A 24,588-nucleotide genomic window follows, 5' to 3' on the forward strand; every position below is an offset into this window, starting at 1 on the left:
AAGAAGAATCCAGCCTGTGCCGCGTCCCTGACCCTTGTCCTGGCGATCCCGGCCGTCGCCGCCGACGGAGAGGGCTTTCTCGAGGGGGCGACCGTGAATGTGCTCAACCGCAACATCTACTTCAGCCAGGACTTCCGCCATGGCGACACCTTCAACAACCCGCAGACCGGCGAGAAGAAGCACCTGCGCGCCGAGTGGGCGCACGGCGTGATCGCCAACTTCGAGTCCGGCTTCACGCCCGGGGTGGTGGGTTTCGGCCTGGACGTGCGCGGCCAGTTCGGCTTCAAGATGGACGGCGGCGACGGGCGGGTCGGCAACGGCATGGCGGGTAACGGCATCATCCCGCGGCGCGGCTACGACTTCGACGGCAAGCCCAAGAGCCAGTTCGGCCGTACCGACGTCGCGCTGAAGGTGCGCTTGTTCGACGATACCGTGCTGCGCTACGGCGACGTCCGCCCGCTCACCCCGGTGGTCAACACCAGCGACATCCGCCTGCTGCCGCAGAGCTTTCGCGGCGGCAACGTGATGAACACCTCGATCAAGGGCCTGACCCTGCAGGCCGGCAAGCTGGAATCCAGTGCCGACCGTACCGCCACCGCCCACGGGGGCGACCTGGGGACCGCCTACGGCGGACGTTTCAAGGACGCCAACGATTTCGTCTATTTCGGCGCCGACTACCAGGCCAACGACCGGCTGCTCCTGCGGGCGCACCACGGCCGGCTCGACGACGTCTGGAACCAGTTGTTCCTCGGCTTCGACTTGAAGCAGCCGCTGCGCGAGGGGCTGACCGCCAGGGCCGGCGCCAAGTACTACCGCACCCGCGACACCGGCCAGTCGCTGATGGGCGACATCAACAACGACTCCTGGAGCGCCCATGTCGGCCTCGATGTCGGCGCCCACCGCTTCACCGTGGCGCGCACCGAAATCCACGGCGACACGCCCTTCGACTACGTGTGGAACACCTGGGACTTCTACCTGGACACCTTCTCCCAGTCCTCCGACTTCAACAGTCCCAACGAGCGGGTGTGGATGGGCCGCTACGACTACGATTTCGCCGGCCTCGGGATTCCCGGCCTGACCTTCACCACCCGCTACATGCGAGGCACCAAGATCGACGGCACCGATGCCGGGTCGCACTATGCCGCCTACCAGAACACCAGCCACGGCCGCGAGTGGGAGAACGACATCTGGGTCGGCTACGTGGTGCAGAGCGGTCCGGCCAGGGATCTCAACTTTCGCGTCTGGCACGCCACCCACCGGGTCGGCGGCGACAACAGCGCCTCGGCCAACCTCAACGAGCTGCGCCTGATCTTCGAATACCCCCTCGACTTCAACCTGCTCTGAGCAGGCCCTTGCTCCTGCCGGCTGATCCCCTGCAGGAGACTTTTTCCCCAGGACTGCCGTTCGACCGAGCGAAGCCAGGGCCTGGGCATCGGCCCCATTCCGTCCCTACTTTGGGCGCGTGAAGTTTTCGGTATCGCCAGGCTTGCCAATCCCTTTTTCTGGGCTAAGTTGAAATCAGAGGGTTTGCCCCGTGTAGGGGGAATCCCATGTGCAAGTTAGATACGGAGATCTAAGCCATGCGCAATCTTTACCAGCCCGGAAGCGATTCAATCTCTGACGAAGAGTACGGATTTCAAGTCGAGGAGGAAGAGGAGGTGGAGGACGATCTTTTCTATCCCGATCTCGACTGTATAGCAAGGCTTAGCGATAACTAGAAAAGAAGGCCGCTTTTAGCGGCCTTCTTCATTGTTGTTACCCTCGTTTTCGAGGCACCTTCCGGGGCGGTAAGAGTTCGCGGCCCCTCGCGTCGCCGGCATTCGCTCCGGCGATCCCATCGAACATCCCATGCGACCGATGCGGCGACGAGAAGCCGGATGGCTCCGCTTGAGTCAATCGGCCGCACGGCCCGGCGGCGTCCCGTTCCCCCTATCATGACGACTTGGAATCGTATCCCGCGTCGAGGGAGAGGACTGCTGCCACCATGAAAAACATCCGGATCACCTGTCTTGCCCTGTTCGGCGGCCTCAGCCTGCTCTGGCTGCTGGCCGACAACCTGCTGGGCGCCCCCTACGAATTCTTCGCCCTGCGTCGCGCGCTGGTGAACTACACCGGCATTCTGGCGGTGGGCGCGATGAGCGTCGGGATCTTCCTGGCGATCCGCCCGGGGTTTCTGGAGTCCTTCCTCGGCGGGCTGGACAAGGGCTACCGCCTGCACAAGTGGCTGGGTATCTCGGCGCTGGCGCTGTCCGTCGTCCATTGGCTGTGGATCAAGGTGCCGAAGTGGATGGTCGGCTGGGGCTGGCTGGAGCGGCCGGCGCGCAAGGCGGCCGGCAGCGAGGAGGTGGGCGTGCTGGTGGGCTTTCTGCGCAGCCAGCGCGGGCTGGCCGAGCAGGTCGGCGAGTGGGCCTTCTACGCCGCCGTGGTGCTGATCCTGCTGGCCCTGTTCAAGCGCTTTCCCTACCGCTATTTCTTCAAGACCCACCGCCTGCTGGCCGTCGTCTATCTGACGCTGGTCTTCCACTCGGTGGTGCTGATGAACACGGCCTACTGGGCGTCGCCGCTCGGCGCCGCGATGGCCGCGCTGCTGCTCGCCGGCACCCTGGCCGCCGGCATCTCCCTGCTGCGCCGGGTTGGCGATAGCCGCCGCGCGCTCGGCCACATCGAGGCGCTGGAGCTGCACCGCGACAACCGGGTGCTGGGCGTCGACGTCCGCCTGCAGGATCGCTGGGCAGGCCACCAGGCCGGGCAGTTCGCCTTCGTCACCTTCGACCCGGCCGAAGGGCCGCATCCTTTCACCATTTCCTCCGCCTGGCAGGGCGACGGCCGCCTGCGCTTCCACATCAAGGGCATCGGCGACTACACCGAAACCCTGCCGCAGACCCTCAAGGTCGGCGATCCGCTCACCGTGGAGGGGCCCTACGGGCGTTTCGACTTCGCCGGCGGAAAAACGCGGCAGATCTGGGTCGCCGGCGGCATCGGCATCACCCCGTTCATCGCCCGCCTGCAGGCCCTGGCGCGCCAGCCGGACAGCCGCAGCATCGACCTGTTCTACAGCACCGCAGCGCCGGACCAGACGTTCATCGAGCGCCTGCAGCAACTGGCCGGGCAGGCCGGGGTACGCCTGCATGTGTTGGTCAGCGGTCGCGACGAGCGCCTGAGCGGCGAGCGCTTGCGCGAGCGGATGCCCGAATGGCACGCGGCCGATGTCTGGTTCTGCGGCCCAGCGGGCTTCGGCCGGGCGCTACGCGAGAGCCTGATCGGCAGCGGCCTGGCGGCGGCGGACTTCCACCAGGAGCTGTTCGAGATGCGCTAGGGCCTGTTAACACTACTCCACGCGGCCGCGACGGAGCCTGTTTTTGCGCGGGGTTAGGCGCGAGGAGAGAAGTTTGGTCATTCCACACGAACGACAAGCAACGACACACCGCGCAAAAACAGGCCCGTCCCTGCGGGTTGCGCGGCAAATGGCGCCATGCGTCGTTGCGGGACTTGGCAAGGGGATGCCATTCCCTGCGTCCCGCGCCTCGCCTGGCGCCATTTGGCGCGGCAACGCGGCTCGCGGAGAGTAGTGTTAACAGGCCCTGGGGCCTGTGCGGTTGGTTGACTCATCGAACCGATCAAACAGGCCCACTCACGAGACCGGCACCGGGACACGCGGGACGTCCGTCGAGACAGGGCGTCTCAGCGTCTCGCTGGTGCATCCGGCCGGGCGAGACGCAACGTCTCGCCGGCATTTCTGCCAACCCCCCGCAACTTTCCGCAAACCGCTCTGCAACGGGCGTTTCGTCCATCGTCAGGAGTCTGGCACCGACCTTGCTCTGGCTCGATGGCAGGGCGGCAGACCTCGCCAGCCCCCGCCAATAACAACAAGCAGAGGTGCGAAATGTCCGCGTCATTCCTTTCCGAATTCTTCCTGTCCGCAAGCGCCGCCTGGAATGCCGGCGACGGGTCCGGGCCCGGCGGCGTTTTGCGCTAGCCGCCGGGCGCGGCCGGCTCGACAGCAGGGATCGACGATCCCGGCCGCCGCGTCCCGCCCGCCCGGACTGAGCCGCCACGCCAGCAGCGTCGGCGCCTCCGCCCAAGACCTCGATCAGCACCTGCCGTGCAGCCACCGCAGGAGGCGGCCGCACTCTGCCCGTGCGCCGCCCGGCCGACGCCAGGGATGGTCGTCATGCTCCAGCAACGGGAATGAATCCATGCGTTTCGACAACAAGAAGAATCCAGCCTGTATCGCGTCCTTGTCCGCCCTCCTGGCCTTGCCGCTCGCCGCCCTTGGCGAGGAAGGCTTTCTCGAGGGCTCCCGCTTCCAGGTGCTCAACCGCAACTTCCATTTCAGCCAGGATTTTCGCAACGGCGACCGCGCCACCAACCCGCAGACTGGCGAGAAGAAGGGCATCCGTTCCGAATGGGCGCACGGGCTGATCGCCACCTTCGAGTCCGGCTTCACCCCGGGCGCGGTCGGTTTCGGCCTGGACGTGCGTGGCCTCTACGGCATCAAGCTGGACGGCGGCGACGGCCGGGTCGGCGACGGCAACGGCGGTCCCGGCCTGATCCCGCGGCGCGGCTACAACTTCGACGGCAAGCCCAAGGACGAGTTCGGCCGGGTCGACGTCGAGCTGAAGATGCGCCTGTTCGACGACACCGAGTTGCGCTACGGCGACGTCCGCCCCCTCAGCCCGGTGCTCAACACCAGCGACATCCGCCTGCTGCCGCAGAGCTTTCGCGGTACGACGGTCAAGAACACCTCGATCACGGGCCTCACCGTGCAGGGCGGCAAGCTGGACTCCAGTGCCGACCGCACCGCCACCGCCCACGGGGGCGACCTGGGCACCGCCTACGGTGGGCGCTTCAAGGAGGCCGACGATTTCATCTATGCCGGCGCCGACTACAACCTCGACGACCGCTTTCTCTTCCGCCTGCACCATGGCCGGCTCGACGACGTCTGGAACCAGTCGGCCTTCTATGCCGACTGGAAGCAGCCGCTGGGCGAGGGGCTGAGCCTCAATGCCGCCTTCCGCTACTACCGCACCCGCGACACCGGCCAGTCGCTGCTCGGCGATCTCCACAACGACTCCTGGAGCCTCCAGACCGGCCTCACCGTCGGCGCCCACGCCTTCACCGTGGCCCACACCCGGATCGACGACGATTCGCCCTTCGACTACGTGTGGCACACCTGGGATTTTTTCCTGAACACCAACTCGCAGGTCTCCGACTTCAACAATCCCAACGAGCGGGTGTGGATGGCGCGCTACGACTACGATTTCGCTGCCTTGGGGATTCCCGGCCTGGCGCTGATCACCCGCTACGTGCGCGGCACCGATATCGACGGCAGCAAGGTCGGGCCGGGCTATGCCGCCTACCAGGGCATCCGCGACGGCCGCCACTGGGAGCGCGACTTCTGGATCAGCTACGTGGTGCAGAACGGGCCGGCCCGGGACCTGAGCTTCCGGCTCCTGCAGGCCACCCACCGGGTGAACGGCGACCATACCGCCGAGTCCGACATCGACGAGCTGCGGATAATTCTTGAGTTTCCTCTCGACCTGCGCATGTTCTGAGCAGGCGTTGCCCCTGCGGTACTGACCGTCTCTTGCAGGGGCTTTTTTATTCCGGGGCGGCTGCTCAAGGCGGCCGCCCCTTTCCCGCCGTTCAGCCGAGGGCTGCCGCCCGGCACTCTCCGGCGCGGGTCCCGGCCAGGGCATCGGCCTCGCGGATGGCCCGGTAGACGTCGTCCGGCGCGACGGCGAAGGGCATGTTGCCCATGCTGTCGTGCTTCGCGCAGGCCCGTTCCGCGACCCGCCGCCACTGCGCTTCGGCGAAGGCCTTGACGCCGAGGTCCTGCAGGGTCAGCGGCAGGCCGACCGCCTGGATGAAGTCGAGCACCATCGCGATTTCCTCGGCTGGCGCCTTTTCCATCGCCAGCTGCGCGAGCAGGGCGAAGGCCATCTTCTCGCCGTGGCGGGCGTGCTGCAGGGCGGGCACCGCGAGCATGCCGTTGTGGATGGCGTGGGCCGCGGCGCGGCCGCCGCTGTCGGCGCTCACCCCGCTGAGGTAGACGACCGCCTCCAGCACCGCCTCCAGCGCCGGCGTGGAGCGCTGGCGCTCCAGGTCGAGGCGGGCCTGGGCGGCGTTCTCGAGCAGGCTGTCGAGGCAGCGGCGGGCGGTGGCCAGGGCGATCCGCGCGGCGCGGGTCGGCGCCCCGTGGTCGGCCTTCGCCCGGTAGCAGGCGCGCACCTCGAAGTAGGTCGCCAGGGCCTTGCCGATGCCGGCGACGAACAGCCGCGCCGGCGCCGCGGCGAGGATTTCGGTGTCGGCGAGGACGATCTCCGGGCTGCTGGTCAGCAGCATGCAGCTGTCGAACTCGCTGTTCAGGGTATAGATCAGCGCGCGGGCGGTGCAGGCCGCGTCGCTGGAAGCGGTGGTCGGGACGGTCAGCACCGGCAGCCGCTCCTGGCAGGCGACCGCCTTGGCGGTGTCCAGGGTCTTGCCGCCGCCGATGCCGACGATCAGGTCGGCCTTGACGCTGCGCGCCAGCTCGCGGTTGCGGTTGATCTCGATGCGCGTGCATTCGTGGCGGAACTTGCTGAACACCGCCTTGCCGCGGTCCTCGAACGACGGACCGGCCTCGGCGATCGCCCGCTCGAGGATGAACTTGTCGCAGATCACGTAGGCGTTGCTGCCGAAGGCCTGCGCATAGCTGCCCAGGTCGGCGAGCAGTCCCTTGCCGATGAAGAACTTGCCTGGGGGGGTGATGGAGAGTGCGCCGTTCGGCATGCTGGGTAGCCCTTCTTGTCGGATCTTGTAGGCGGGTTGCGCACGCCGGGTCCCGGGCCGGGGAGGGCATTCATCCAGGGTGAAGCGGGTGCGGAGGCTACGGTAGGGAAAGCCCGGGAGTCGGAATAACTACCCGGATGGGGGGCGCGGACGGACGGGATAGGGCATTATCCTTGGCGGGCGACGAGCCGCGCGGCTTCCGGCCCGTTCCGGGCGCTGCGCGGGCTGCGTCGGTGACAACAAGAACAGGTCGGAACAGACCGGCTTCGAGGTATGAAAGATGGATCGACGCCATTCCGAGCGCCGCTTCGCGCCCGTCTACAGCCAGGGCACCTGCGGCCTGCCGCTGATCGCCACCAAGTTCGTCCCGCCGCGCTCGCCCGGCGTGCTGCTGGTCCGCCCGCGTCTGCTGGCGCGCCTCGAACCGCTGGCCGAGCGCAGCCTGGCGCTGGTCTGCGCTGGCGCCGGCTTCGGCAAGACCACGCTGCTCGCCCAGTGGCGCAGCCAGCTCCAGGAGCGCGGCGAGGCCGTCGCCTGGCTGAGCCTGGACGAGGGCGACGACGTCCCCGAGTACTTCTGCCACTACCTGCTCGACGCCCTGCTGCCGCTGCACCCCGGCCTCGGCTGGCGGCTGGGCTTTCTCGCTGCCGGGCTGCCCTCCATCGACCGCGTGTTCGGCCACCTGATCAACGCGGTGCAGGCGGTGGAGGCGCCGCTCTACCTGATCGTCGACGACTACCACACGATCCGCGACCCGGCGATCCACCGCGCCTTCGCCTACCTGCTCGAACATGCGCCGGCCAACTTCCATGTGCTGCTCGGCAGCCGCAGCCTGCCGCCGCTGCCGCTGAGCCGCCTGCGCTCGCGCCACCAACTGATCGAGGTCGACACCAACGACCTGCGCTTCAACCTTTGCGAGGCGCGCCACTATTTCGCCGACTCCGCCGCCCTGGCCCTGAGCAACGCCCAGACCCAGCGCCTGCTGGAAGTGACCGAAGGCTGGATTACCGGCATGCAGATGGCCACCCTGTCGCCGTCGATCAAGGACAACCCGGCGCAGGTCATCGACAGCCTGAGCCACGGTGGCCGGCTGGTCGGCCGCTACCTCGAGGACGTGGTGTTCGAGCCGCTGCCGGCGGCGGTCGACGATTTTTTGATGCGCACCTCGATCCTCGACCGTTTCTGCGCCGAACTGTGCGACGCGGTCACCGGGCGCCACGACGGCCACGCCATGCTCGACTGGATCGAGCGGCACAACCTGTTCGTCGCCGCGCTGGACGACCACGGCCAGTGGTTCCGCTACCACCACCTGTTCGCCGAGACCCTGCAGACCCGCCTGCGCCGGCGTACCGACCTGGACATCGCGACCCTCCACGAGCGCGCCGGCAACTGGTTCGCCGGGCAGAGCCTGTGGGCCGAAGCGACCCGCCACGCGCTGGCCGCCGGCAAGGTGGAGAGCGCGCCGGGCCGCGCCGGGCTGGGCGCCCAGTCGCTGGCCGAGCGCGGCGACATCGACACCCTGCTGGGCTGGCTGCAGCAGCTGCCGATCACCGCCGACGAGCACCGCATCAGCCTGCAGCTCAACCTCGCCTGGGCGCTGGCCCACCGCTTCCGCTTCGACGAGTCGCGGCGCCTGCTCGGCGAGCTGCGCCGCTGGTTCGCCGTGCACCCGGCGCGTCGCGATCTGCGGGTCAAACTGGACGCGGTGGCGGCGATCTGCGAGGCCTTCGCCGAGAACGTCCAGACCGGCATCGCCCTGGCCGAGCCGCTGCTGGCGCAGATTCCCTGCGGCGACAGCTGGGTCGACGGCCTGGTCTGCAACGTCCTCAGCTACTGCCATCTGGTCCTCGGCCAGCACGAGCAGGCGCAGGCGGTGCAGCGCCACACCCTCTATCCGGGCGCGCCCACCGAGAACCTCTTCGTCACCGTCCACCGCGCCTTCATCCTCGGCCAGAGCCACCTGCGCCAGGGCGATTTGCGCACCGCCGAGGCCTGCTTCCTGCAGGCGATGGAGTCCGCCGACCGGCTCACCGGGCCGCAGTCCAGCGGCAGCGCCACCCTCGCCGCGTCGCTGGCCGAACTGGCCTACGAGCGCGGCGACTGGGAGCGGCTGGATGCGCTGGTCCGCCAGCGCGGCCTGCAGATCGACCGCGTGGCGCCCCTCGACGGCGTGCTGGCGGTCTACCGCGCGCTATGCCGGCGGGCGTTGGCCGAGGACGACGGGGTGCAGGCGCGCCTGCTGCTCCAGCACGCCCAGGAGATCGCCGGCCAGCGCCGCTGGAACCGCCTGCAGGCGGCGCTGCTCGCCGAACAGGTGCGCCTGCAACTGCAGCGCGACGACCTGGCCGGCGCCGAGCACATGCTGCGCCGCATCGAGCTGCTGAAGAGCGACGAGGGCGCGATTCCGGGCTGCCGCCACTACGCGCGGATCGCCCGCGCCCGGCTGCTGCTCGCCCAGGGCCTGGGCCTGGCGGCGGCCGACTGCCTGGCCGGGGTGGTGGCCGAGTTCGAGGCGCGCGGCCAACTGCTCGAAGCCGTGCGCCTGCGCCCGCTGTGGGCCATCGCCCTCTGGCAGGGCGACGAGCGCGACGCCGCCGCCGACGCCCTGCTGCCGGCGCTGCAGCTGGGCCTGCGGGAGAACCTGCTGTGCAGCCTGACCGACGCCGGCCCCGCGCTGCTGCCGCTGCTGACCCGTTGCGCCGCAGTGGAGGCGGGCAGCGGCGACCTGCCGGGCTACATCGCCCTCCTGCGCGAACGCCTCGGCGGCGAAGACTGCGTCGAACCGCCGTTCAGCCTCAGCGAACGGGAAAGCCAGACCCTGCGCCTGGTCGCCGCCGGCCAGTCCAACAAGGAAATCGCCCGCAGCCTGGACATCTCCGTGGAAACGGTGAAATGGCACCTGAAGAACCTCTACGGCAAGCTCCAGGTCACCAGCCGGACGCGGGCGATGAGCCGGGCGCGGGAGTTGAGTCTGTTGGAGTGAGGGTCCTGCTCGCCGGGCGGAAAATTGCGCAGCATTTTCCGCCGAAGCTCCACTGCGGAAGACGGGCCCTTGCGCTGTCGGCCTGCACTCGCTGAGTACCTTTCTTCCCGCCCCTGCTTGCGGTCGGGCCGATGGCGGGCCGCTTGCCCTAATCCGGGCGGCGCAGCAGATCGACGCGCATCGGTATGACAAAACGTGCAAACCCTCGAATTTTTCGCGCACGCTGTCGCAGTAGTTCCGGGCTCAGGCGCTGCTGCGTGTGGGTGACGCCAAGGATGCGGCGTTCGACTTCGAAGCGATTGCGGGGGTTGAATAAATATTGTCCTGCCAACTCCAGCGTACCCTGCTCGACCGCTTTTGCACGCAGGCGGCTCTCACCTTGTAACGTGTTGGACCCAATTATTGTGAGCCTGGAGAAAACCTTGGAGTCTTGGAGCGAAACGGCTTCCGCAGACTGGCGGCCCGTTACGGGGGCGGCGGTTATTGGATTGGCCTTATTGGTCGGCTATATCGTTTGGCAGCATTACTTCACCCCCGACCGGTGGGTGTTTCTGCTCGACAATACCAACCTGGCCATCCATGAGGCGGGGCATCCCATCGTTGGCGTGTTGGTGCCGGGGTGGGCGGTTTATGGCGGTACCCTTTTCCAGCTCCTGTTCCCGGCGATGTTTGCCGGTCATTTCTGGCGACAACGGCATGGCCTGGGCTGGTCGGTGGCACTGGTGTGGTTCGGCGAGAGCCTACTGAACGTCGGGCGTTACATGGCCGATGCCCGCGCCCATGAGTTGCCGCTGGTCGGCGGTGGCGATCACGACTGGACGGAGATTTTCAATCGTTGGGGGGTGTTGAGCGGGGATACCGGCATCGCCGGGGCGACCCGGTTGATCGGGCTCTGCGTGATGCTCTATGCCCTGTTCTGGTTGTGGAAACGCTGGCGCAGCGCTCGTGTTCCCTCGACAGCACGATTGATCCGTAGGTCGGGCGGCGGCAGGTCCTGAGCGCACGGGGGCGTTATCCCCGGATTTTGTCGCCGCCCTCTCGGTCGCCGGTGCGGATCGGCAAGAGCGGGGTGGCCGGCTTCGGTCGTGGGTTCCGGGGGCTTTTTCACAGCGTCAGGGTAAATCGTCCCAGCAACGCCCCCGGCAGCGTCCTGGAGCCGCTCTGCCGCGCGCCGTAGGTTCCTGTCGGCAGGATCGTCTCGGGCGCGCGGGTGAGGGCTTCCAGGTGCGGGCCGAGGAAGCCGAACACCGAGTCGTCGAAGCGCATGGTGTTGACCGGGGCCTGGAGGCGGCCATTTTCCACCCAGAAGGTGGCGAAGCGGGTCATGCCGGTCAGGCGGCCGGCCGGGCGGTCGGAGAAGTTGAGGTACCAGAGGTTGCCGATGTACAGGCCGGTGTCCAGGCGGCTGAGGATGTCGCCCTCGTCCAGGTCGCCGCCCGTCACCACCGGGGACAGCGGGTATTCGTGAGCGCCCGCGCCGTTGGCGGTCAGGCCGTATTCGGCGGCGCTGCGCGAGCCGACCAGGCGTTCGCCCGGAAGGCCTCCTGCGAGCAGGCGCAGGTCCCGGCGCGGGCCCTCGCCGGTGAAGGCCGGGGCCAGGCCGCCGGCGATCCGCTCGTCGAGGGTCAGCAGCGGGCTGAGCCGGGCCGAACCGGCGAACAGGCGTTGCAGCGGGCTGCCGCCGCTGGCCAGGGCCTGGGCCGAGAAGCCGCCGCTGAGCAGGTCGAAGATCTCGTCCAGCGCCGCCGGGGCCAGATAGGCCCGGTAGTCGCCCGGCGCCAGGGTCAGCGCCGGGCGGCCCAGGTATTCCAGTTGCTCGCGCGCCGCGCCCATGCGTCGGGCGAAGGCCTGGGCGTCCCAGCGCTGGCCGGCATAGGCGCTCTTGACCGCCTGGCCGTTGGCGTGGAACAGGCTCCAGTCGAAGTTGAAGCTGCTCGCCGCGTGCCAGCCAAGGGCACCCCAGGAACTGGCGAATCCCTGGTATTGCGGACCGGCGGCGTAGATGCCGGCCAGATCGAGGCCCGCGGCGGCGGCGACGATCTGCCCGATGACGGCCGTGTTGTCCGGCATCGTTCCCGGCTCGGCGCTCTCGCTTCGCCAGGGCTCCCGGTTGAGGCGCAGGTAGGGGTCGGGGACCAGCGCCGGCACCACCGCGCGCAGCCGTTCCAGGGCATGGCGCAGGCGCGTGCGGTCTTCCCCGGCCGTGCCGGTCAGGCCCAGCTCGAAGCGGGCGTGGCGCTCGCCGAGGTACAGGGCGAGGGTAGCGTACGCCTGCTGCACCTGCCCGGCCTGGCGCACCCGCGCCCGGTTGAAGCGTACGAACTCCGAGGCCTCGGCGCGGTAGTCGAGGGTGAAGCCTTCGTCGGCGTGCAGCAGTGGCCGCAGGCTGTCGAGCAGGGCGTGGAAATGCTCGCGGGCGTTCATCAGGCGGCCCCTCCGAATACGTCGATATTCTTGAATACGCAGGCCGGCGAGGCGTGCCCGACGCGCACCGCCTGGTTCGGCTCGCCCTTGCCGCAATAGGGCGTGCCGAGTACCTCGACGGTGGAGGCGTCGCCCACCGCGGCGAGGTTGCGCCAGAAGTGCGCGGAAATCCCGCGGTAGTTGGGGTTCTTCACCACGCCCTTGAGTTCGCCGTTCTCGATCAGCCGGCCCCATTCGCAGCCGAACTGGAACTTGTTGCGGGCATCGTCGATCGACCAGGAGCGGTTGGTGCTCATCAGGATGCCGAGCTCGATGCCGCCGATCAGCTGCGCGAGGCTCCGGTCGCCCGGTTCGACGTTGAGGTTGGCCATGCGGTCGATGGGCGCGCGGTTCCAGCTGCAGGCGCGGCTGTTGGCCACCCCCGGCAGGCCGCTGCGCAGCTGCGACAGGGCACCGCCCAGCGGGCGCTGCAGGATGCCGCGGCGGATCAGGTATTCGCGCTGCGCCGGGGTGCCATCGTCGTCGTGGCGGTAGCTGGCCAGTTCCTCGGGGCAGCCGGGGTCGAAAGTGACGTCGAGCAGCGGCGAGCCGTACTGGTAGCGGCCGAAGTCCTCCAGGCGGACGAAGCTGGTGCCGGCATAGTTGCGCTCGTCGCCGAGGATGCGGTCCAGCTCCAGCGGATGGCCGATGGATTCGTGGATCTGCAGCACCATCTGGTCGGGCATCAGCAGCAGGTCGAGGGGGCCGCTGGGGGTGTTGGGGGCGAGCAGCAGTTGCAGCGCCTCGTCCGCGATGCGCGGGGCCGCGCCCACCAGGCCGAGGCGGTCGACGACCTCGGCGCCGCCCTGCTGGCCGAAGTTGAAGCCGCCGAGGCTGCGGGTCTGGCTGTCGTGGCCGTCGCTGGCGGTCACGCTCAGGGCCGGGTAGACGAAGCGCTGAGCGCGCCGCAGGCAGGCGCCGGCGCTGTTGAGGTAGATCTGTTCCACACAGTGGACGCCGAGTCCGGCGCTCCAGTCCACCAGCCGCGCATCCCGGGGTACCCGCGTCGACTCGGCGCCCAGCACTTCGAACCAGTGCGACGGGCCGGCCAGCGGCTGCTCGTAGCCGGGGGCCACGTCGTCCGCCGTGCCGGTCGGCACCGGCAGCGCGCCCACCTCCAGCAGCGCGTGCCCGGCCAGGGCGCGGGCCATGCACTCGGCCCGCTCCAGGGCCGCCTGCAGCCCGGCCTGGGTGAGATCGCTGGTGGCCGCATAGGCTTCGACGCCGGCGATGCGTACCGTCAGCATGGCGCCGCTGTCCTCGCCGAAGGCGGGCGGCAGGGCGACGCTGCGGCGCACCCGGTAATGTTCGCTGACTTCACGGACATGCCGCAGCGACCAGAAATCGGCGCTGCTGCGCAGGGCGGCGAAGTGGTGCGACAGCTCGGGGGCGGATTCGAACATGCCAAGGGTCCTGTCTGGGCGGAGGGTAGCCGCATTGTAACGAGCCGGGGCGGCGAGGCGGGTATGGGAATGGGGCAGAATGCGCCGGCAGCCTTCGAGTTTCGGCTGTTCGCGGGGTGCTGGAGGCCGCTCGAGTCCGCATGGGTGCGCCGTTGTGTTCGGCTGCAGGCGACAGCTGTCCGTTCAGAGCTTTTCGAGTCCTGTTACAGTGATTCTCCGATGAAATCGTTTGGACAGCCGGTTCCCAAGGAGTATCCATGACGCAGACACCAGAGCAACCCGATCGCGAAAGACGCATTTCCGACGAAATTGTCGTGGATGCCTATGACGAAGTTGAATGCGCGATAGGCTGGCATTGCTACTTGCAGGACCGGCTGCACGTGCCGTTCGAGGCCTACTGCACGACGAAGCGCACGATTTCGCCGCTGAAGGTCGGCGAAGCGGTGCAGGTCGTCGGCATGGCGGAAGCGGACGACTGCATGTCCGAAATCTTCGTTCTCGTGCGGTACGGCGATTCCGAACTCGCGGTGCCTCTCGGCCAGCTGGAGTGCCAGTCGGGCGACGAGACGACCTGCGAGGCGGTTGCCGACTGGCACTACTGGCTCGCGCGCGGATACCGCTACTGAGTGGCTGGAGGACGCGCGACGCCTCTGGATCGCTCCGTAGTCCGTGCAGCAGGGCCGGGGATTCGCTCGATTGCCGCGTCCGCACTCACTTCTCGAACTTCCCGATGAAGATCGCCGGATCGACCCGCGCGTCGTTGAGGCTGACGTTCCAGTGCAGGTGTGGCCCGGTGGCCCGGCCGGTGGCGCCGACCCGGCCGAGCACGGCGCCGCGGGGCAGTTCGTCGCCGGCCTTCACCTCGACCCTGGAGAGGTGGCAGAACATGCTCACCAGCCCCTGGCCGTGGTCGACGAACACCGTTTGGCCGTTGAAGAAATAGTCGCCGACCAGCGTCACCCGGCCGGCCGCCGGGGCCTTGACCGGGGTGCCGGCCGGCACGGCGAAGTCCAGCCCGGAGTGGGGGTTACGTTCTTCGCCGTTGAAGAAGCGGCGCAGGCCGAAGGGGCTGGAGAGGGGACCGGCGACCGGCTTGTCGAACAGCAGGTTGCTCGGCGGGCGCGGCTCGAAGCGCCGGTAGGCGTCGGTCTGCTCGGCCAGCTCGCGCTCGATGCGCCGGAGGTCCTCCGGGTTCGGGTCGACCTGACGCTGGTTCTTCAGGGTGATGCGCTGCTCGCGGTAGTGGCGGGGCTCGACCCGGAAGCTGAGGCTGCGGCCGTCCGCCTCGATCCGCTGCTCGCCCGGCTTGACCGTCAGCGGGATGCCGACGATGGCGAGCCAGCGCTTGCCGTCCTCGCGGACCGTCAGTACCGGCTTGTCCTGGTAGGTCGCCTTTGGCGGCGTGGGGCCGTCGCCCAGGTCGACCACCGCCACGCCGCCGGGCACCGGCTTGTCCAGCAGGCGGGAGATGAAGCCGTCGGCGTGGACGGGCAGGGCGAGGAGCAGGGCGCAGCAGGCGGCGAACAGGCGTGGCATGGCGGATTCCGGCGGTCGGGTTCAGGTCGGGCGGGCGAAGCGTTCGGCCAGTTGCTGCTGCCACAGGCCTTCGAGGCTGGGCGGTGCGGTCGGGCCGTAGAGCGCCGCCGGCTGGCCGCGATACCAGGCCCACAGCTGGTCGCCGTAGTCGTAGTGCCACCACTCGCTCGGCAGGTTGCTGAAGCCAGCCTCGAGCATGGCGTTGTGCAGCAGGCGGCGGCGGTCGCGGATCGCCAGCGCAACTCTGTCGTCGGCGGCCGCGGTTTCGTAGTGGGCACTGAACGAGCGCGGGCCGACTTCGTCGAAGCGCGAGCCCATGTCCAGCCAGCGGCCCTGGGCGTCGCACAGGGTCACGTCCACCGCGCCGCCGGTCAGGTGTGGGCTCGGCGCCTGCGGATCGCAGCTGGGCGGCGAGACGAACTGGCGGGTCAGGCGCTGCAGGGCCGCCGCGTCGGCCTGCGGATGGTGGCGGGCCATGGCCGCTTCCAGGGTGCGGTACAGGTGCTGCTGCACAACCATCGGCCGCCAGCCGTCGAGCACCACCAGCACCAGGCCGGCGGGCAGGCACTCGGCGGCGCGCAAGAGGCGCTCGAAGACCTCCTGGCGCACCTGGCAGTCGTCGACCGCCTCGGGGATGCCGAGGTGGCGGTAGGCCGGGTAGACCCGCAGCGCGGGGGCCAGGCGCAGGCTGCTCAGCGCCTCGCCGCAGTCGGCCACGGGGATGCGGGCGACCTGCGCCCAGTCGGGTTCGGCGAAGGCCGGGATCGCCCGGTTCGGCTCGTTCATCGGTTCAGTCCGGCTGTGGCAGGGGGGAAGAAGGGGCTTCGACCCGCAAGTCCAGCCCGCCTTCGGCGAGGCGTGCGTGCAGGCGCTGGCCGGGAGCGGTCTGGGCAGCGGTGCGGATCGCCCGGCCCCGGTCGTCGAGGAGGATCGCATAGCCGCGGCTGAGGGTCGCCAGCGGGCTGACCGCCTGCAGGGTCTGCGCGGCGGCTTCGAGACGCTGGCGCCGCTCGCGCAGGGCGCCCTGCATGGCGCGCGGCAGGCGCTCGCCGAGGTGCTCCAGGCGCTGGCGCAGGAGGCCGAGCAGGCGTTCGGGATGCTGGGCGGCGAGGCGGGTGTCGAGGCGCGCCAGGCGCTCGGCGCTATCCTGCAGACGGCGCTGCATGGCACGCCTGAGGCGCAGCTCCAGGTCGTCGAGGCGCTGGGCCTGCTGTTGCAGGCGCTCGCCGGGATGGCGCAGGCGCCGGCGCAGGCCGTCGAGCTGCAGATGGCGGGCGGCGAGCAGGTGCTGCATGCGCAGCTGCAGGCGGCGCTGCAGGCTCTCGAGGCGGCGTGCGAGGTCGCTGCTGTCGGGGGCCAGCAGTTCGGCGGCGGCCGAGGGGGTCGGCGCGCGCAGGTCGGCGACGAAGTCGGCGATGGTCACGTCGGTCTCGTGGCCGACCGCGCTGACCACCGGCGTCGCGCAGGCGGCGACGGCGCGGGCCACGGCTTCCTCGTTGAAGCACCAGAGGTCCTCCAGCGAGCCGCCGCCGCGGGCCAGGATCAGCGCGTCGAAGCCCTGGCGGTCGGCCAGTTCGAGGGCGTGGACGATCTGCGCCACCGCCTCGCGGCCCTGCACCGCGGTGGGCACCAGGGTCAGCTCGACCTGCGGCGCGCGGCGGCGGAACACCGAGACGATGTCGCGGATCACCGCGCCGGTCGGCGAGCTGACGATGCCGATGCGCTGCGGGTGGGCCGGCAGCGGGCGCTTGCGCTCGGCGGCGAACAGGCCCTCGGCGGCGAGCCGCTCCTTGAGCGCCTCGAAGGCCAGGCGCAGGGCGCCGTCGCCGGCCGGCTCGAGCAGATCGAGGATCAGCTGGAAGTCGCCGCGGCCCTCGTACAGCGAGACCTTGCCGCGCACCCGCACCGCCAGCCCGTCGCGCAGCGCCTCGCGCACGCGCAGGGCGTTCTGCCGGAACAGCGCGCAGCGCACCTGGGCCTGGCGGTCCTTGAGGGTGAAGTAGAGGTGGCCGGAGGCCGGGCGGGCGAGGTTGGAGATCTCGCCCTCGACCCAGACCTGAGCGAACACGTCTTCCAGCAGCACGCGGGCGCGGCCGTTGAGCTGGCTGACGGTGAGGATTTCCCGGTCGAGGCCGAGACGCTGGAAGGGATCGTTGAGCATGGCCGGCATGATAAGCCGCCACGGCGGCGGCGGGAACCGCGCCGGCACCTGCGTTCCGGCCGGGCCGCGGCCTCACTCGAGGTCGTCGGCCCGCGGGGTGTGCCGGCTCAGGCGGGCGGAAAGCACCGTGGCCAGCAGGATCAGCGTGCCGCCGGCGAGCATCCGTAGTCCGGGCCGCTCGTCGAACAGCCACCAGGCGAAGCCGATCCCGTAGACCGGCTCCAGGGCGAACACCACCGAGGCGCTGCGCGCGTTGAGCACGCGCAGGCTGGCGACGAACAGGCTGTGCGCCAGGGCCGTGCAGAGCAGGCCGAGCAGGGCGATCCACAGCCAGTCGAGGGCGCGTACCGCCGGCAGCTGCGGCCAGGCCAGCGGCAAGCTGCAGGCGAGGATGGCGAGGTTCTGCCAGAGCGCGGCCTGCGCCGGCTTCACGCCGGGGGTGGTGGCGCGGTTGGACACCGACACCAGGGCGAACAGCAGGCCCGAGAGCACCGCCCAGGCCAGGCCGAGGGTGGCCTGGCTGCCAAGCTCCAGGCTCGGGCTGACCAGCACCAGGCCGAGGCTGACCAGCGCGACCACGGCCCATTCGGCCGCGCGCACTCGCTCGCGGAACAGCAGTCCTTCGAGCAGCACGGTGAAGGCCGGGAAGCTGGCGAAGCCCAGGGTGGCCACCGCCACGCCGGACACCTTCACCGCGACGAAGAAGCTCCACCAGTGCCCGCCCAGCAGCAGGCCGGCGCCGGCCAGCGCCAGGCGGTGGCGCCAGCTGGGGCGCAGCCCGTTTCCGTCCGTGCGGGCGAACGGGAGCAGGGCGGCCACGGCGAACAGCGCGCGACCGCAGACGATCGCCAGCGGCGCGGCCAGGGCCAGCTTGCCGAAGATGCCGGACAGGCCGAAGAGCAGGGCGCCCAGATGCAGGGCGAGCAGGGCGGAGCGGTGTCGCATGGGGATTCCACAGGAGAGTGGGCGGGGATGCTGCGGTGTGCGCAGAGCGTCGGCTCCTGTCTCTCACGACAAAAGCCGGGCCGGTCTTTTAGTGGTCTGCCAGCACCTGCGGATTGGCCAGATTGAGTGGCTCACCGGCGAAGAACGCCAGCAGGTTGTCGAAGGCGTCGCCGAAATACAGCTCGTAGCCGTGCTTCTCGACGTAGCCCAGGTGCGGGGTGCAGAGCAGCCGCGGGTGGTTCAGCAGCGGGTGGCCGGGGTCGAGGATCGGTTCCTGCTCGAACACGTCGAGGGCGGCGAAGCCGGGACGGCCGGCGTCCAGGGCGCGGAGCAGGGCGCCGGGGGCGATCAGTTCGGCGCGGCTGACGTTGACCAAGAGGGCGTCGGGCTTCATCCGCGCCAGGTCGTCGAAGCCGACGATGTGCCGGGTGGCGGGCGCCAGGCGCAGGTTGAGGGTGAGCACGTCGGCCTCGGCAAAGAAGGCCTCGCGGGAGGCGGCGGCGCGGTGGCCGTGGGCGAGCGCGGCCTGGCGCGAGGCCTCGCTGCCCCAGACCAGCACCGGCATCTCGAAGGCCTCGGCGTAGCGGGCCAGGCGCTGGCCGATCTTGCCGTAGCCCCAGATGCCGAGGGTCAGCCCGGCCAGGCGCTCGCCGAGGTTGGTTTGCCAGCGGCCTTCGTGGAAGGCGGCGATGGCCGGCAGCAGCCGGCGGCGGGCGTTGAGGATCAGCGCCCAGGCCAGTTCCGCCGGGGCGACCGGCGAGCCGCGCCCCTCGGCCACGGCGACGCCGTGGCGGGTGCAGGCGTCGAGGTCGAGATGGCCGGCGATCTTGCCGGTCTGGCTGATCAGCCTGAGCCGGGGCAGGCGGGCCAGCAGGGCGTCGTCGATGCGCGTGCGCTCGCGGGTCAGCACCAGCGCGTCGGCGTCGGCAAAGCGCGCGGCGAGGCGCTGCGGATCGCTCTCGGCATCGTGGAAGATCTCGACGCTGTGGCCGGAGTCGCGCAGCCGGGCGAAGCAGTCGAGTGTGCGGATGACGTCCTGGTAATCGTCGGGGATGACGATGTGCATGGCGGTGGTTCCTTGGCGGGTGGGGCCGATTTCTAGCAGAGATCGGCCGGGTCCGTCACGGTTGGGAAGGCGTTCAGTCCGGCTCGACCCCCGTGTTGAAGTGAGACGGTCGTGCGGAAAATCCTCTACCATTTGCGACCCCCGTCCTGCTTCGCCAGGGCGGCATTCGTCGCAACTGGACACCGGGAGCCCCCATGGCCGTACTCATTCCGCCGCTCGGCACCTGTCTTTCCCGCATGACGGCGGGGCAGCGGCGGGTCGCCCACGTGCTGCAGGATTGTCTGGAGGACGACTGCCTGGTTTGGTTCGACCTGCTCCCCGGCAGGACGCGCCGCCATCCCGACTTCATCGTCCTGCATTCCGAGCGCGGCCTGCTGTTCCTCGAGGTGCGCGGCTGGACGGCGGGCAGCCTCAAGCGGATCTCCCTCGCCACCTGCACCCTGGAAACCGCCGAGGGCCGCCGGGAGGTCGAGCATCCCCTGACGCAGGCGCGGCAGTTCGCCGGGCAGGCGGCGCAGGATCTGTTGTGCCTGGACGCCACCGGCAGGCCGGTCTGCCCGGTTGGCTGGGGCGTGGTCTTCAGTGGCATCGGTCGCGCCCAGATGGAGCAGGGCATGCCGCCCGAGGTGCGCGAGCGGCTGTTGCCGGAGCAACGGGTGCTCTACCGGGACGATTTGCACGAGGCCGAGCCGGAGGCCTTCCGCCAGCGCCTGTGGCGGATGGCCGAACCGGGCTTGCCCGGCCGGCTGACGCGAGCACAGATCGACGGCATCCGCTGGCAGCTGTTTCCCGAGCTGCGCATCGGCGACGACGGCCTGACCGCGCCGCCCGGACAGGCGACGGCCGGTGCGCCGCTGCCGGGGGGCGTGCGGGTCATGGACCTGCGCCAGGAGGTCCTCGCCCGCAGCCTGGGCGGGGGGCATCGGGTCATCCACGGGGTGGCCGGCTCGGGTAAGACGCTGATCCTCGGCTACCGCTGCCTGCAGCTGGCCGGGACGCTGGAGAAGCCGATCCAGGTGCTGTGTTTCAACGCCACCCTGGCGGCCGAGCTGCGCCGCTTCGCCGCCTCGCGCGGCATTGGCGAGCGGGTGCAGGTCCAGCATTTCCACGCCTGGTGCGAGCAGCAGCTCGAGACCTGGGGGCTCGAGGTGCTGGAGGGCGAGGACGAGTACTACTGGCGCGTCGCCGACTCGGTGATCGCTGGGCTGGCGCGCGGGCAGATTCCCGGCGGCCAGTACGGCGCGCTGCTGATCGACGAGGGCCACGACTTCGAGCCGGAATGGCTGCGCCTGCTCACCCGGCTGGTCGATCCCGAGAGCGGTTCGCTGTTGCTGCTCTACGACGACGCCCAATCGATCTACAAGAAGCGCTCGGCGCTGGGCTTCAGCCTGGCCAGCGTGGGCATCCAGGCCCGCGGCCGCAGCAGCGTGCTCCGTCGCAACTACCGCAACAGCCGGGCAATCCTCGAATTCGCCGCGCGTCTGGCCGGGGAGCATCTGCAGGCCGGCGAGGGCGACATTCCGCTGGTCGAGCCGCAGGCCGCCGGCGGTTCGGGGCCGCTGCCGATGCTGCGCCGTTTCGAGCGGCTGGCCGGCGAGCTGGCCCATGCCGCCGAGTGTCTGCGGCAATGGCACGCCGAAGGCATGTCCTGGAAGGACATGGCCGTGCTCTACCCGGCGGGCGGTGCCGGCCAGGCGATGGCCGAGACCTTGGCCGGGTTGGGCATTCCCCACCTCTGGCTGGACGAGCGCGCGGTCCGCGAGCGCTACTGCGCCGAGACGGATCAGGTGGCGATCATGCCCATCCAGGGCAGCAAGGGGCTGGAGTTTTCGGCGGTGGTGCTGCTCGACGCCTCCTTCGTGGCACCGGGCGAGGTGGCGGAAAGCGCGCTGCCCGAGCGGGTGCGGCTGCTCCATGTCGGCATCACTCGGGCGCGGCAGCGCTTGCTGATCGGCTTCCACCGCAACAACGCGGTCGCCCGGGCGCTGAGCGGAGACGATCTGCGTCCTTACGCTCATTGAGCCGGGGAGGGTGGCTGGGTATAATGTCGCGCTTCCATTTTTTCCCGCCTGGGAGCCCCCGCCATGCTGCGTATCAGTCAAGAAGCCCTGACTTTTGACGACGTTCTTCTCATCCCTGGATATTCCGACGTACTGCCCAAGGATGTCAGCCTCAAGACGCGCCTGACCCGCGGCATCGAGCTCAACATTCCGCTGGTGTCCGCCGCCATGGATACCGTCACCGAGGCCCGCCTGGCCATCGCCATGGCCCAGGAAGGCGGCATCGGCATCATCCACAAGAACATGACCATCGAGCAGCAGGCCGCCGAGGTGCGCAAGGTCAAGCGCTTCGAGGCCGGGGTGGTCAAGGACCCGATCACCATCGACGCCGACGCCACCGTCCGCGACCTCTTCGAGCTGACCCGCCAGCACAACATCTCCGGTGTGCCGGTGCTCTCCCAGGGTGATCTGGTGGGCATCGTCACCTCCCGCGACGTGCGCTTCGAGAGCCGCCTGGATGCCCGGGTGCGCGAGGTGATGACGCCGAAGGAGCGCCTGGTCACCGTCCGCGAGGGCGCCGACAAGGACGAAGCCCGCCTGCTGCTGCACAAGCACCGCATCGAGCGCGTGCTGATCGTCGACGAGGCCTTCCGCCTGAAGGGCATGATGACCGTCAACGACATCGAGAAGGCCAAGGCCTATCCGCTGGCCAGCAAGGACGATCAGGGCCGCCTGCGCGTCGGCGCCGCGGTGGGCACCGGCGCCGAGACGCCGGACCGGGTGGCCGCGCTGGTCGCCGCCGGGGTCGACGTGGTGGTGGTGGATACCGCCCACGGCCACTCCAAGGGGGTGATCGAGCGGGTGCGCTGGGTCAAGCAGAACTTCCCCGAGGTCCAGGTGATCGGCGGCAACATCGCCACCGGCGAAGCCGCCAAGGCGCTGGCCGAGGCCGGCGCGGACGGCGTCAAGGTGGGCATCGGGCCGGGCTCGATCTGCACCACCCGGATCGTCGCCGGGGTCGGCGTGCCGCAGATCAGCGCCATCGCCAACGTCGCCGCGGCGCTGGAGGGCAGCGGCGTGCCGCTGATCGCCGACGGCGGCATCCGCTTCTCCGGCGATCTGTCCAAGGCCATCGTCGCCGGCGCCTACTGCGTGATGATGGGCTCGATGTTCGCCGGCACCGAGGAGGCGCCGGGCGAGGTCGAACTGTTCCAGGGCCGCTCCTACAAGGCCTATCGCGGCATGGGGTCGCTGGGTGCCATGGCGCAGAGCCAGGGCTCGTCCGACCGCTACTTCCAGGACTCCTCGGCCGGCGCCGAGAAGCTGGTGCCGGAAGGCATCGAGGGGCGCGTGCCGTACAAGGGCGCGCTGGCGGCGATCATCCACCAACTGATGGGCGGCCTGCGTGCCTCCATGGGGTATACCGGCAGCGCCGACATCGAAACGATGCGCACCAAGCCGGAGTTCGTGCGCATCACCGGCGCCGGCATGGCCGAGTCGCACGTGCACGACGTGCAGATCACCAAGGAAGCGCCGAACTACCGGGTAGGTTGATTCCGCGCTTCGATCCTCGACACGGGGCTGCTGCTGTTGCGAAAAGACGGGGCAGCCCCGCGTCGTTTGTGAATTCCGTTACGAGAGACGGCCATGGCCCACCAAGACATCCACGCCCACCGCATCCTGATCCTGGATTTCGGTTCCCAGTACACCCAACTGATCGCCCGCCGGGTGCGCGAGATCGGCGTCTATTGCGAGCTGCACCCGTTCGACATGAGCAGCGAGGATATCCGCGCCTTCGCCCCGCGCGGCATCATCCTCGCGGGTGGGCCGGAGTCGGTGCATGAGGCCGACAGCCCGCGCGCGCCGCAGGCGGTGTTCGACCTCGGCGTGCCGCTTTTCGGCATCTGCTACGGCATGCAGACCATGGCCGAGCAACTCGGCGGCAAGGTGCAGGGCTCGGACCTGCGCGAGTTCGGCTACGCCCGCGTCGACGTGGTCGGCAAGGCGCGCCTGCTCGACGGCATCGAGGACCATGTGGACGACGATGGCGTGCTCGGCCTCGACGTGTGGATGAGCCACGGCGACAAGGTCACCGGGATTCCCCAAGGCTTCCACGTGCTGGCCAGCACTCCGAGCTGCCCGATCGCCGCCATGGCCGACGACAAGCGCGGCTACTACGGCGTGCAGTTCCACCCGGAGGTGACCCACACCAAGCAGGGCGGGCGCATCCTCACCCGCTTCGTGCGCGAGATCTGCGGTTGCGAGGCGTTGTGGACGCCCTCCAACATCGTCGACGACGCCATCGCCCAGGTGCGCGCCCAGATCGGCGGCGCCAACGTGCTGCTCGGCCTTTCCGGCGGCGTCGACTCCTCGGTGGTCGCCGCGCTGCTGCATCGCGCCATCGGCGACCGGCTGACCTGCGTGTTCGTCGACAACGGCCTGCTGCGCCTGCACGAGGGCGACCAGGTGATGGCGATGTTCGCCGAGAACATGGGCGTCAAGGTGATCCGCGCCGACGCCGAGGCGCAGTTCCTCGCCAACCTGGCCGGCGTTTCCGACCCGGAGCAGAAGCGCAAGATCATCGGCCGCACCTTCATCGAGGTGTTCGACGCCGAAGCCGCCAAGCTCGAGAACATCAAGTTCCTCGCCCAGGGCACCATCTACCCGGACGTGATCGAGTCGGCCGGCGCCAAGACCGGCAAGGCCCACGTGATCAAGTCCCACCACAACGTCGGCGGTCTGCCCGAGGACATGAACCTCAAGCTGGTCGAGCCGCTGCGCGAGCTGTTCAAGGACGAGGTGCGCAAGATCGGCCTGGAGCTGGGCCTGCCCTACGACATGGTCTACCGCCACCCGTTCCCCGGCCCGGGCCTGGGCGTGCGCATTCTTGGCGAGGTGAATAAGGAGTACGCCGACCTGCTGCGGCGCGCCGACCACATCTTCATCGAGGAGCTGCGCAACTTCGACTGGTACCACAAGACCAGCCAGGCCTTCGTGGTGTTCCAGCCGGTGAAGTCGGTCGGCGTGGTCGGCGACGGCCGCCGCTACGCCTGGGTGGTCGCCCTGCGTGCGGTGGAAACCGTCGACTTCATGACCGCACGCTGGGCGCACCTGCCCTACGAGTTGCTGGAGAAGGTCTCCAACCGGATCATCAACGAGATCGACGGCATCTCCCGCGTCACCTACGACGTCTCGAGCAAGCCGCCGGCGACCATCGAGTGGGAGTGAGGCGTCGGCCCGTGTGGCCGACGTCTGCCTGC

At 69.4% G+C, this 24,588-nt stretch carries 17 protein-coding genes; 9 read left to right on the forward strand and 8 right to left on the reverse strand.

Going from position 1 to position 24,588, the window contains the following annotated elements:
- The 3 genes from BMY22_RS04515 to BMY22_RS04525 all read left to right on the forward strand — a co-directional run.
- Positions 1-1,344 (forward strand): OprD family porin (locus tag BMY22_RS04515; RefSeq protein ID WP_244158797.1); only part of this gene is annotated, 1,344 nt, incomplete at its 5' end.
- Positions 1,345-1,984: 640 nt separating this feature from the next.
- The gene (locus BMY22_RS04520; RefSeq protein WP_090619913.1) at positions 1,985-3,316 is read left to right on the forward strand and encodes a ferredoxin reductase family protein; all 1,332 of its coding nucleotides are present in this window, start codon (positions 1,985-1,987) and stop codon (positions 3,314-3,316) included.
- Between the two features lie 880 nt (positions 3,317-4,196).
- Positions 4,197-5,555 carry an OprD family porin gene (locus BMY22_RS04525; RefSeq protein ID WP_090619915.1) on the forward strand — a complete coding sequence of 453 codons (1,359 nt, stop codon included), beginning with the start codon at positions 4,197-4,199 and terminating at the stop codon, positions 5,553-5,555.
- Positions 5,556-5,646: 91 nt separating this feature from the next.
- Here BMY22_RS04525 and BMY22_RS04530 read toward each other — a convergent pair whose 3' ends face one another.
- Positions 5,647-6,771, reverse strand: coding sequence for a glycerol dehydrogenase (locus BMY22_RS04530; protein WP_090619916.1), 1,125 nt, complete (start codon positions 6,769-6,771; stop codon positions 5,647-5,649).
- A gap of 280 nt (positions 6,772-7,051) precedes the next feature.
- Here BMY22_RS04530 and BMY22_RS04535 point away from each other — a divergent pair, with 280 nt between their 5' ends.
- On the forward strand, positions 7,052-9,754 hold the full coding sequence (locus BMY22_RS04535; protein WP_090619918.1) for a winged helix-turn-helix domain-containing protein: 2,703 nt from the start codon (positions 7,052-7,054) through the stop codon (positions 9,752-9,754).
- A 404-nt stretch (positions 9,755-10,158) separates the two neighbouring features.
- Complete coding sequence (locus tag BMY22_RS04540; protein WP_208599229.1) at positions 10,159-10,752, forward strand: hypothetical protein; 594 nt, start codon at positions 10,159-10,161, stop codon at positions 10,750-10,752.
- A 106-nt stretch (positions 10,753-10,858) separates the two neighbouring features.
- Here the strand turns inward: BMY22_RS04540 and BMY22_RS04545 are convergent, their stop codons facing one another.
- Both BMY22_RS04545 and BMY22_RS04550 read right to left on the reverse strand, forming a co-directional pair.
- Positions 10,859-12,178 (reverse strand): TldD/PmbA family protein, encoded by a 1,320-nt coding sequence (locus BMY22_RS04545; RefSeq protein WP_090619919.1) that lies wholly within the window; start codon positions 12,176-12,178, stop codon positions 10,859-10,861.
- Positions 12,178-13,620, reverse strand: a complete 1,443-nt coding sequence (locus BMY22_RS04550) for a TldD/PmbA family protein (protein WP_090619921.1) — start codon at positions 13,618-13,620, stop codon at positions 12,178-12,180. The genes BMY22_RS04545 and BMY22_RS04550 overlap by 1 nt, the downstream gene beginning before the upstream one ends.
- 257 nt (positions 13,621-13,877) lie before the next feature.
- On the opposite strand from BMY22_RS04550, the gene BMY22_RS04555 reads away from it, so the two are divergent.
- Positions 13,878-14,246 (forward strand): calcium-binding protein, encoded by a 369-nt coding sequence (locus BMY22_RS04555; RefSeq protein ID WP_090619922.1) that lies wholly within the window; start codon positions 13,878-13,880, stop codon positions 14,244-14,246.
- Positions 14,247-14,331: 85 nt separating this feature from the next.
- Here BMY22_RS04555 and BMY22_RS04560 read toward each other — a convergent pair whose 3' ends face one another.
- The 5 genes from BMY22_RS04560 to BMY22_RS04580 all read right to left on the reverse strand — a co-directional run bounded on the left by BMY22_RS04560 (position 14,332) and on the right by BMY22_RS04580 (position 19,328).
- A complete protein-coding gene (locus BMY22_RS04560; protein ID WP_090619924.1) occupies positions 14,332-15,156 on the reverse strand; it encodes a peptidoglycan DD-metalloendopeptidase family protein in 825 nt (274 codons plus the stop codon).
- A gap of 21 nt (positions 15,157-15,177) precedes the next feature.
- Positions 15,178-15,942 carry a M15 family metallopeptidase gene (locus BMY22_RS04565; RefSeq protein WP_090619925.1) on the reverse strand — a complete coding sequence of 255 codons (765 nt, stop codon included), beginning with the start codon at positions 15,940-15,942 and terminating at the stop codon, positions 15,178-15,180.
- Positions 15,943-15,946: 4 nt separating this feature from the next.
- Positions 15,947-17,317 (reverse strand): exodeoxyribonuclease VII large subunit, encoded by a 1,371-nt coding sequence (gene xseA / locus BMY22_RS04570; protein ID WP_090620115.1) that lies wholly within the window; start codon positions 17,315-17,317, stop codon positions 15,947-15,949.
- Positions 17,318-17,389: 72 nt separating this feature from the next.
- Positions 17,390-18,262, reverse strand: coding sequence for a DMT family transporter (locus BMY22_RS04575; RefSeq protein ID WP_090619927.1), 873 nt, complete (start codon positions 18,260-18,262; stop codon positions 17,390-17,392).
- A gap of 88 nt (positions 18,263-18,350) precedes the next feature.
- Positions 18,351-19,328, reverse strand: a complete 978-nt coding sequence (locus tag BMY22_RS04580; protein WP_090619929.1) for a D-2-hydroxyacid dehydrogenase family protein — start codon at positions 19,326-19,328, stop codon at positions 18,351-18,353.
- A 194-nt stretch (positions 19,329-19,522) separates the two neighbouring features.
- On the opposite strand from BMY22_RS04580, the gene BMY22_RS04585 reads away from it, so the two are divergent.
- The 3 genes from BMY22_RS04585 (at position 19,523) to guaA (ending at position 24,556) form a co-directional block, all read left to right on the forward strand.
- On the forward strand, positions 19,523-21,349 hold the full coding sequence (locus BMY22_RS04585) for a DEAD/DEAH box helicase (RefSeq protein WP_090619931.1): 1,827 nt from the start codon (positions 19,523-19,525) through the stop codon (positions 21,347-21,349).
- A 63-nt stretch (positions 21,350-21,412) separates the two neighbouring features.
- Positions 21,413-22,882, forward strand: a complete 1,470-nt coding sequence (gene guaB / locus BMY22_RS04590) for an IMP dehydrogenase (RefSeq protein WP_090619933.1) — start codon at positions 21,413-21,415, stop codon at positions 22,880-22,882.
- 93 nt (positions 22,883-22,975) lie between these two features.
- A complete protein-coding gene (guaA, locus tag BMY22_RS04595) occupies positions 22,976-24,556 on the forward strand; it encodes a glutamine-hydrolyzing GMP synthase (protein ID WP_090619934.1) in 1,581 nt (526 codons plus the stop codon).
- Positions 24,557-24,588 lie beyond the last annotated feature (32 nt).

It is taken from the genome of Azotobacter beijerinckii (genome assembly GCF_900110885.1).
Classification (GTDB): domain Bacteria; phylum Pseudomonadota; class Gammaproteobacteria; order Pseudomonadales; family Pseudomonadaceae; genus Azotobacter; species Azotobacter beijerinckii.